This window comes from Nucisporomicrobium flavum (genome assembly GCF_016464385.1).
GTDB classification, from domain to species: domain Bacteria; phylum Actinomycetota; class Actinomycetes; order Mycobacteriales; family Micromonosporaceae; genus Actinoplanes; species Actinoplanes flavus_A.
In genome coordinates this window covers 1-8,540 of record NZ_JADMLH010000022.1, presented here as the reverse complement: position 1 = coordinate 8,540, position 8,540 = coordinate 1, and the positions used below count along the sequence as shown (strand labels likewise).

General features: G+C 70.4%; 7 protein-coding genes. 6 read left to right on the top strand and 1 reads right to left on the bottom strand.

Features of this window, described 5'->3' with window-relative positions:
- The first annotated feature begins 97 nt into the window (after positions 1-97).
- Positions 98-1,765 (top strand): glycoside hydrolase family 43 protein, encoded by a 1,668-nt coding sequence (locus tag IT780_RS35230; RefSeq protein ID WP_199516179.1) that lies wholly within the window; start codon positions 98-100, stop codon positions 1,763-1,765.
- Here IT780_RS35230 and IT780_RS35225 read toward each other — a convergent pair.
- Positions 1,750-2,991, bottom strand: a complete 1,242-nt coding sequence (locus IT780_RS35225) for an endo-1,4-beta-xylanase (RefSeq protein WP_199516178.1) — start codon at positions 2,989-2,991, stop codon at positions 1,750-1,752. The genes IT780_RS35230 and IT780_RS35225 overlap by 16 nt on opposite strands.
- A 192-nt stretch (positions 2,992-3,183) precedes the next feature.
- Here IT780_RS35225 and IT780_RS35220 point away from each other — a divergent pair, with 192 nt between their 5' ends.
- From IT780_RS35220 to IT780_RS35200, 5 genes are all read left to right on the top strand, one after another.
- Entirely contained in the window at positions 3,184-4,470 is a 1,287-nt protein-coding gene (locus tag IT780_RS35220) for an ABC transporter substrate-binding protein (protein WP_199516177.1), read from the top strand.
- Between the two features lie 14 nt (positions 4,471-4,484).
- A complete protein-coding gene (locus IT780_RS35215; RefSeq protein WP_199516176.1) occupies positions 4,485-5,501 on the top strand; it encodes a carbohydrate ABC transporter permease in 1,017 nt (338 codons plus the stop codon).
- Positions 5,502-5,572: 71 nt separating this feature from the next.
- Positions 5,573-6,334 (top strand): carbohydrate ABC transporter permease, encoded by a 762-nt coding sequence (locus IT780_RS35210; protein ID WP_233414038.1) that lies wholly within the window; start codon positions 5,573-5,575, stop codon positions 6,332-6,334.
- Positions 6,335-6,389: 55 nt separating this feature from the next.
- Complete coding sequence (locus tag IT780_RS35205) at positions 6,390-7,070, top strand: response regulator transcription factor (protein WP_199516174.1); 681 nt, start codon at positions 6,390-6,392, stop codon at positions 7,068-7,070.
- Positions 7,067-8,410 carry a sensor histidine kinase gene (locus IT780_RS35200; RefSeq protein WP_199516173.1) on the top strand — a complete coding sequence of 448 codons (1,344 nt, stop codon included), beginning with the start codon at positions 7,067-7,069 and terminating at the stop codon, positions 8,408-8,410. Before IT780_RS35205 ends, IT780_RS35200 begins: the two co-directional genes overlap by 4 nt.
- The last annotated feature ends 130 nt before the right edge of the window (positions 8,411-8,540 follow it).

The following is an 8,540-nucleotide window of genomic DNA, read 5'->3' as shown; positions in this document are numbered from 1 at the left end:
CCCCCCCCGGTCCCCCCCCCACCCACCCCCCTACCCCCCCGGGGGGGGGGGGGCGGCCCCCCCCCCCCCCCCCGCCACCATCAGCAGAAGGACCTTCATGACGATCGCCAAGCCCGCGGTGTCCACCGCCGGTGCGGGCGGGACCGGTGACCGGATCATCCGGAACCCGGTGCTGCCGGGATTTCATCCGGACCCCTCGATAGTGCGGGTCGGTGCCGACTACTACATCGCCACGTCGACGTTCGAGTGGTACCCGGGCGTACGGGTGCACCATTCGACCGATCTCGTCACGTGGCAGCCGCTCGGTGGCGTGCTCACCGAGCGCCGGCTGCTCGACCTCGCCGGCACCGCCGACTCCTGCGGGATCTGGGCGCCCTGCCTGTCGTACGCCGACGGGCTGTTCCATCTGCTCTACACCAACGTCGCCACGTTCGCGGCCGGCTACTGGGATCCGCAGAACTACCTGGTCACCGCGCCCAGCATCGACGGACCGTGGTCGGATCCGGTGGTCCTGCACGGGCGTGGCTTCGACGCGTCGCTGTTCCACGACGAGGACGGCACGACCTGGATGCTGTCGATGCGCGCCGACTGGCGGCCCGGCCGCAACCGGTTCGCGGGCATCTCGCTCCAGCAGTACGACCGCCACGAGCGCCGCCTGGTCGGCCCGGACCACCTCATCTTCGAGGGCACCGAGGCCGGACTGACCGAGGCCCCGAACATCTACCGCAAGGACGGCTGGTACTACCTCGTCACGGCGGAGGGCGGCACGAGCCTGACGCACCAGGTCACCGTCGCCCGGTCGAAGGACCTGCTCGGACCGTACGAGGTGGATCCGGCCGGCCCGCTGCTGACCTCGGCCGGCCGCCCCGACCTGGAGCTGCAGAAGGCCGGCCACGGCAGCCTGGTGCAGACGCCCTCCGGCGAGTGGTACCTGGCGCACCTCGTCGCCCGGCCGTACGCGCCGTCGGGCCGCTGCGTGCTCGGCCGGGAGACCGCCCTGCAGCGGGTGGAGTGGCCGGCCGGTGGCTGGCCCTGCATCGCCGACGGCGTGCCGGCCGTGCAGGTCCCCGCGCCCACCGGCGCCCCGGCGACGACCCGCGCGCTCTCCTCGGAGCAGTACGAGGACGACGACTTCGACGCCCCCGTGCTCGGCGTGAACTGGTCGACGCTGCGCCGCCCGGCCACGCCCGACTGGATCGACCTGTCCGCCCGCCCGTCGCACCTGCGGATCCACGGCGGTCAGTCGCCGATGGCCCGGCACCGGCCGAGCCTCGTGGCGCGCCGGGTGACGGCCCCGCACTGCACCTTCGAGGCGACGTGCGAGGTCGAGCCCGCCACCTACAACCAGCTGGCCGGGGTCACCGCCTACTACAACTGCCGCAACTGGTACTACCTGCACGTGACCGCGGACGACGACGGCGCCGCGGTCCTCGACGTGCTGTGCTGCGACAGCGGCCGTGTCACCGTGGCGCAGGGCACGCGCGTCGCGCTCGGCGACGTCCGGCGGCTGGGCCTGCGCATCCGGTTCGACGGCCCGGCGCTGACCTTCGCCTACACCCCGGACCCGGGTTCGGACACGGCCTGGCAGCAGGTCGGCGGGACGTTCGACGCCACGACCCTGTCCGACGAGTACGCCGTCACGATGGTCCCCGGCGAACCGGAGGCCTGGGGCTTCACCGGTGCCTTCGTCGGGCTCTGGGTGCAGGACCTGGGCGCCGAGGGCGGGTTCGCCGACTTCGACCGGGCCGTCTATCGCGCCGACTGACCGTCGAGCCTCAGAGTGGTCTGTGCCTCGCCGGGCGCGGCAAGGGTGAAGGACGCCGTACGCCCGGCGCAGTGCACGCCGTAGTCACCGAGGAAGCCGCGTACCTCGACGCGCCCGGCGTCGTCCGTGCGGAGGTTCGTGGGAGCGAGCCACCACTGCTCCTTCACCAGCTCCCGCAGCGCGTCGTACGCGGGCTTCGGTGTGCCGTCGGTGCGCACCAGGCCGCAGGGGGCGCCGAGCCAGGACCCCTCGTCCGACAACCCCCAATAGGTGATCGCCTGGACCGCGGGATGCGACAGCAGCGTGCGGTAATGCCGCACGATCTCGTCGGCCTGCCGTTCCTCGCCTTCCGGCGTGGAGGGCCACGACGGGATCTGGTAATCGTTCAGGTCCTCGATCTCCGGGGGCATCAGATGGCCCGACAGCAGCGTCGTCTCCGTCATGTGGATCGGCAGCCCGAAACGGGAGAACCGGTCCAGAACGGCGAGCGTCCGCTCCTCGCCCCAATAGCCCTGGTGCATATGGCTCTGCAGGCCGAGGGCGTCGACGCGGATGCCGGCCTCGAGCACACCCTCGATCAGACATTCGTACGCCGAGGACATGTCGAAGTCGTTGAGGACCAGGGTCGCCGCGGGATTCGCCGCGCGGGCCTCCTCGAAGGCCAGCCGTACGGTGGCGATCCGGCCGCGGTCCCAGGCCAGCTGGGTGATCGCGTTGCGGTGCGGCTCGTTGCGGAACACCGGCATGATCACGGCTTCGTTGATGGCGTCCCACATGGGCACGACGTCGGCGAGTCCGGCGACCTCACGCCGGATGCGGGCGCGTACCCGGGTCTCGACCTCGTCCGTGGGCAGCTCGCGCAGCCAGTCGGGTGCCAGCGTGTGCCACAGCAGCGGGTGGCCCTTGACCTGGCAACCGTGGCCGGTGAACCATTCCGCGGCCCGGCGCAGCCGCGCCGTGTCGGGGCGGCCGGGCTCGGGCTCGAACTGGCCCCAGTAGAACGGCAGCGTCGCCGTGTTGAAGACGCCGAACCACAGGTCGGCGAGCCCGGCTGACTCGGTTCGGCCGTTCGCCACGGCGACGAGGTCGAAGCCGATGTTGCCGAACGAGAAGGCGTGCGTGCGCTGTTCGACGACCACGTCGCGGTGGGCGAGCGGCTGCCCCTCGCCGTCGAGCAACCTCAGCAGCGCGGTACCGAAACGGTGGCCGAGCTCGACTGTCGTCAATGCGTACTCCTAAAGTTTCTAGAAACTTACGAAAGGGGAAACACGCCCGCGGTCACTATAGGCCAGCCGAGCGTTACGTACGTGTTACCAATGATCACGACGAATGCCTTGACAGGTGATTCAAACTCTCCATAGTTTGAGCGCCATCTTTCGGAACTATTCCGAAACTTCCGGTATCGAGAGGTGGGCTCCATGGCACCTATCAGGACCCTCGCATTGACGGCCGTGGTGGCGTTGGGCGCCATGGGCCTGTCGGCGTGCAGCGGCGACGACGGCGGCTCCGATTCCGGGGGCACCGTCACGATGTCGTTCTGGCACAACGCCACGACCGGGCCCGGTAAGGCGTTCTGGGACAAGACGGTCGCCGATTTCCAGACCGCCAACCCCAAGGTCAAGATCAAGGTTCAGCAGGTCCAGAACGAGGACCTGGACGGCAAGCTGCAGACCGCGCTGAACTCCGGCTCGGCGCCCGACATCTTCCTGCAGCGCGGCGGCGGGAAGATGGCCGCCATGGTCGAGGCGGGCCAGCTCAAGGACGTCACCAACGACATCACCACCGAGACCAAGCAGGCGGTGGGTGACGCCGCGCTGCAGACCGGGCAGGTGGACGGCAAGACGTACGCCGTACCGGTCGCGATCCTGCCCGGCGGCTTCTGGTACAGCAAGGACCTCTTCCAGGAGGCCGGCGTCACCACGCCACCGGCCACGCTGGACGACCTGAACCAGGCCGTCACCAAGCTCAAGGCGAAGGGCAAGCCGATCGCGCTCGGCGGCAAGGACGCCTGGCCGGCCGCCCACTGGTACTACTTCTTCGCGCTGCGGGCGTGCAGCAAGGCCACGCTCGACGCCGCCGCCAAGGACAAGACCTTCACCGACCCGTGCTGGACCAAGGCCGGCGAGGACCTCAAGGCCTTCGCCGCCACGAAGCCGTTCACCGAGGGCTTCCTGACCACCTCCGCCCAGCAGGGCGCGGGCAGCTCGGCGGGCCTGGTGGCCAACCACAAGGCGAGCATGGAACTGATGGGCGCCTGGGACCCGGGCGTCATCGCCTCGCTGACCAAGGACACGAAGCCGCTGCCCGACCTCGGCTACTTCCCGTTCCCCTCGGTCCCCGGCGGCCAGGGCGACCCGGCCGCGATCATGGGCGGCGCGGACGGCTACTCCTGCTCGGCCGAGGCGCCGAAGGAGTGCGCCGACTTCCTCAACTACATCCTCACCAAGGACGCGCAGGTCGGGTACTACAAGGCCTTCAACGCGATCCCCGTCAGCAAGCAGGCGCAGAGCGCGGTCACCGAGGACTACCTCAAGGCCGTCCTCGACGCCTACAACAAGGCGCCGTACGTCTCGCAATGGCTCGACACGGTGTACGGCCAGAACGTCGGCAACGCCCTCAACGTCGGCGTCGTGAACCTGCTCGCCGGCAAGGGTGACGTCGCCGGGATCATCAAGGCCGTGAACGACGCAGCCAAGAAGGGCTGAGGGGTAGCCGAGCCATGAGCAGCAACGTCGGTGGCAAGAGCACCACGGTCACCGAGGACGCGTCCGGCAAGCGCGTACGCAGCGGAGGTGGCGGTCAGACGCCGCCTCCGCTGCGTCCCCGCCGGCGTGGAATCGGCTGGGCCCAGCGGCTGGAGATCGCGGCGCTGTCCGGCCCCGCGCTCCTGATGTTCGTCGGCTTCGTGATCTTCCCGGTGGTGATGGCCGCGTACTACGGCTTCTACAAGTGGAAGGGCTACGGGAAGCCGACCAACTTCGTCGGCCTCGACAACTACCGCACCATCCTGACGGACAGCTCGTTCCACCAGGCGCTGTGGCACAACGGTCAGATCGTGGTGCTGTCGCTGATCCTGCAGGGCCCGATCGCCATCTGCCTCGCGCTTCTGCTCAACCGGAAGGTACGCGGCCAGTCGCTGATCCGGGTGCTCATCTTCGTGCCGTACGTGATCGCCGAGGTCATCGTCGGCACCGCCTGGGCGCTCATGCTGCAGGCCGGCGGCGCGGTCAACGACGTCCTGCGGTCCACCGGCCTCGACGGCCTGGCCCAGGACTGGCTGGCCAACCGCAGCCTCGCCATCTGGACGCTGATGTTCATCCTCACCTGGAAGTACGTCGGCTTCGCGGTGATCCTCTTCCTGGCCGGCATGCAGAACATCCCCGAGGAGCTGTCCGAGGCGGCGGCCGTCGACGGGGCCTCGTACTGGCAGACCCAGAGGCGGATCACGCTGCCGCTGCTCGGGCCGACCATCCGGATCTGGGCGTTCCTGTCGATCATCGGCGCGCTGCAGCTGTTCGACCTGGTCTACATCATCTGGGGCCAGTACGTCGCGTCGACCGCGGGCACCTCCACGATGGCCACGTACATGGTCGTCGAGGGGCGCAACGCGGCGAACTACGGCTACGGCAACGCGGTGGCCGTCGTGATCTTCTTCATCTCACTGATCATCGCGCTCGTGTACCAGCGGTTCGTCCTGCGCCGGGACACCGAGGGCGCGCTCACCGGAGGGCAGTAGCCGTGGCCAGGAACGACACCCGCTGGGGCAACCCGGCCGTCTACGCCGCCGCGCTCCTGCTGATCGGCGTCATGCTCGGGCCCGTCATCTACATCATCCTGGGCGGCTTCCGGACCAACTCGCAGATCATCACCGACCCCGCGGGCCTGCCGCACCCGTGGGTGGGCGCCAACTACACCGACGTGCTGACGAGCGACACGTTCTGGCGCCAGGTCGGCAACTCCACCATCGTCGCCCTGATCACCACCGTCGCGGTCGTCACGCTGGGCGTCATGGCGAGCTACGTGCTGGCCCGCTACAAGTTCCGCGGCCGGGGGGCGATGTACGCGCTGTTCGCCTCGGGCCTCATGTTCCCGGTGACGGTCGCCATCACGCCGCTCTACATCCTGGTGAAGAACCTCGGGCTGGTGAACACGCTGCCCGGGGTGATCCTGCCGCAGATCGCCTTCGCCCTCCCGACGACGATCATCATCCTGGTCCCGTTCCTGCGGGCCATCCCGAAGGAGATCGAGGAGGCCGCGGCCATCGACCGCTGCAGCCGGCTCGGCTTCTTCTGGCGGATGGTGCTGCCGCTGTCGGTGCCCGGCCTGATCACCACCGGCATCCTCGCGTTCATCGGCAGCTGGAACAGCTACCTGCTGCCGCTGTTCATCCTCAACGATCAGGACAGCTTCACGCTGCCGCTGGGCGTGCAGGCCTTCTCGTCGCAGTACTCGGTCGACACGGCGAAGGTGCTGGCGTTCACGTCGCTGTCGATGATCCCGGCGCTGGTGTTCTTCAGCCTCTTCGAACGCCGGATCGTCGGCGGCCTCACCGGAGCGGTCAAGGGCTGAGCCGGGTCACGACTCTCATCCCGCTCTCATCGGGGCGTGATCTGATGGGGATGCCATGACCGCGCGCATCCTCGTCGTCGACGACCAGCCGAACATCGTCGACCTGCTGGAGACGGTGCTGTCCTTCCACGGGTTCGTGGTGGACACCGCCGGCACCGGGGCCGCGGCCCTGGCCCTGGCCGCCGAGCACCGTCCCGACCTGGTGCTGCTCGACGTCATGCTGCCCGACGGTGACGGCCGCGAGGTGTGCCGGCGGCTGCGGGCCGGCGGCTGCGACGCCGGCGTCGTCTTCCTCACGGCCCGCGACGCGCGCCAGGACCTGATCACGGGGCTCGCGTACGGCGGGGACGACTGGATCACGAAGCCGTTCGACGTCGAGGTGCTGCTCGCCCGCCTGCGCGCCGTCCTGCGCCGGACCCGGGCCGCGGCGGCGCCGGACCCCGTGCTGCGGTACGCCGACGTGGAGCTCGACCAGGACACGCTGACCGTACGGCGGGCCGGCGCCGCGGTGCAGCTGTCGCCGACCGAGCTCAAGCTGCTCCGCTACTTCCTGCAGAATCCCGGCCGGGTGCTGTCTCGCGCGGAACTGCTGCGGGCCGTGTGGGAGTACGACCTCGACTCCAACGTCGTCGACACCTACGTCGGCTACGTACGCCGCAAGCTCGATCGGCACGGACCCTCGCTGATCGTCACCCACCGCGGCTTCGGGTACGCGCTGCGGGCCGGGCAGCCGTGACCCTGCGCCGGTCGCTGCTGCTGACGACGGCCGGGCTGACCGCGGCCGCGCTGCTGATCGTCTGCGCGACTGCGGTGCTGGCGATGCGGGCGTACCTGCTGGAACGCACCGACGAGCAGCTCGCCGCGGCCGCGCGGCTGGCGCAGACCCGCACGGCGCTGCTCTCCGTCGACCCGGCACAGCGTCAGGAGACGTTCCGCGAGGTCGTCTCGGTCACCGAGTACGTCATCGAGCTCCGGCGCGGGGACGACGCCCCGGTCCGGGTGGTGGCGGGCACCCCGCTGCCGGCCCGCCCGTTGCTGGAGCAGGCGGCGCTGGACCGGCCGGGGCCGCAGAACGTCCACGGTTACCGGGCCGTGGTGGTGCATGACGCGGACGTCACCGTGCTCGTGGCACTGCCGCTGCAACCGCTGCGCGACACCGTCCGCCGGCTGCTGCTCGTCGCCGTGGCCACGTCGATCGTCGTGCTGGTGCTGTTGACGGCGGCCGCGCGCTGGCTGGTGGCCCGGCGGCTGCGCCCGCTGAACGGCATCGCGGCGGCCGCGTCGGACCTCGCCGACGGGCAGCTCGACCGGCGGGTACCGGACCCGCCGGGCGGTGCGCGTACGGAGGTCGGCCGGCTCACCCTGGCGATCAACGGGATGCTCGCCCGGATCCAGGCCGCCATGGCCGCCCGGGAACGGTCCGAGCGGCGCATGCGCGACTTCGTGGCGGACGCCTCGCACGAGCTGCGCACCCCGGTCACGTCGATCAAGGGCTATCTGCAGCTGATCCGTACCGGGGTGGTCGATGTCCGGGAGCGGCCGGACGTGCTGCGCCGCCTGGAGGACGAGGCCGGCCGGATGGGCGCGATGGTGACCTCGCTGCTCTACCTGGCCCGGCTGGACGCCTCGCCGCCGCCGGTCCGCGAACCGGCCGACCTGACCGCGCTGGTCCACGACGCGGTGGCGGACGCGCTGGCGGTCGAACCGGAACGCCCGCTCACGGTCGACGCCCCCGCGGAGTGCCGGGTCACCGGCGACGTCGCCGCGCTGCGGCAGGTGCTGGCGAACCTGCTCGCCAACGTGCGCGCGCACACCCCGCCCGGCACGGCGGCCCTGGTGCGGGTCGTGCCGGGGGAGTCCGTCGTGCGGGTCGAGGTGACCGACGACGGGCCGGGAATGGACGAGCACGCCGCGGCGCACGCCTTCGAGCGTTTCTGGCGGGCGGACCCCGCGCGCTCGGTGACCGGCGGCGCCGGGCTGGGCCTGGCGATCGTCGCGGACGTCGTGCACGCGCACGGCGGCGAGGCCGGCGTCACCGGCTCGACGGTGTGGTTCACCGTGCCCCGCGATTCTTGACGAACTCTCATCAGCGTAAGACGTTCTGGTCAAGCGGTTGGCCGGGTGCCTCGTCCGTCGTCGGTCCCTGCATAGTCGTAATGGGGTTGGTCCCTGCAGCGCGTAACCGGGTTGATAGACGACGGGCGGG

Bases quoted from the DNA above. Each gene is read 5' to 3' on its own strand.
- IT780_RS35230 (WP_199516179.1), top strand. From the start codon at position 98: ATGACGATCGCCAAGCCCGCGGTGTCCACCGCCGGTGCGGGCGGGACC.
- IT780_RS35220 (WP_199516177.1), top strand. From the start codon at position 3,184: ATGGCACCTATCAGGACCCTCGCATTGACGGCCGTGGTGGCGTTGGGC.
- IT780_RS35215 (WP_199516176.1), top strand. From the start codon at position 4,485: ATGAGCAGCAACGTCGGTGGCAAGAGCACCACGGTCACCGAGGACGCG.
- IT780_RS35210 (WP_233414038.1), top strand. From the start codon at position 5,573: ATGCTCGGGCCCGTCATCTACATCATCCTGGGCGGCTTCCGGACCAAC.
- IT780_RS35205 (WP_199516174.1), top strand. From the start codon at position 6,390: ATGACCGCGCGCATCCTCGTCGTCGACGACCAGCCGAACATCGTCGAC.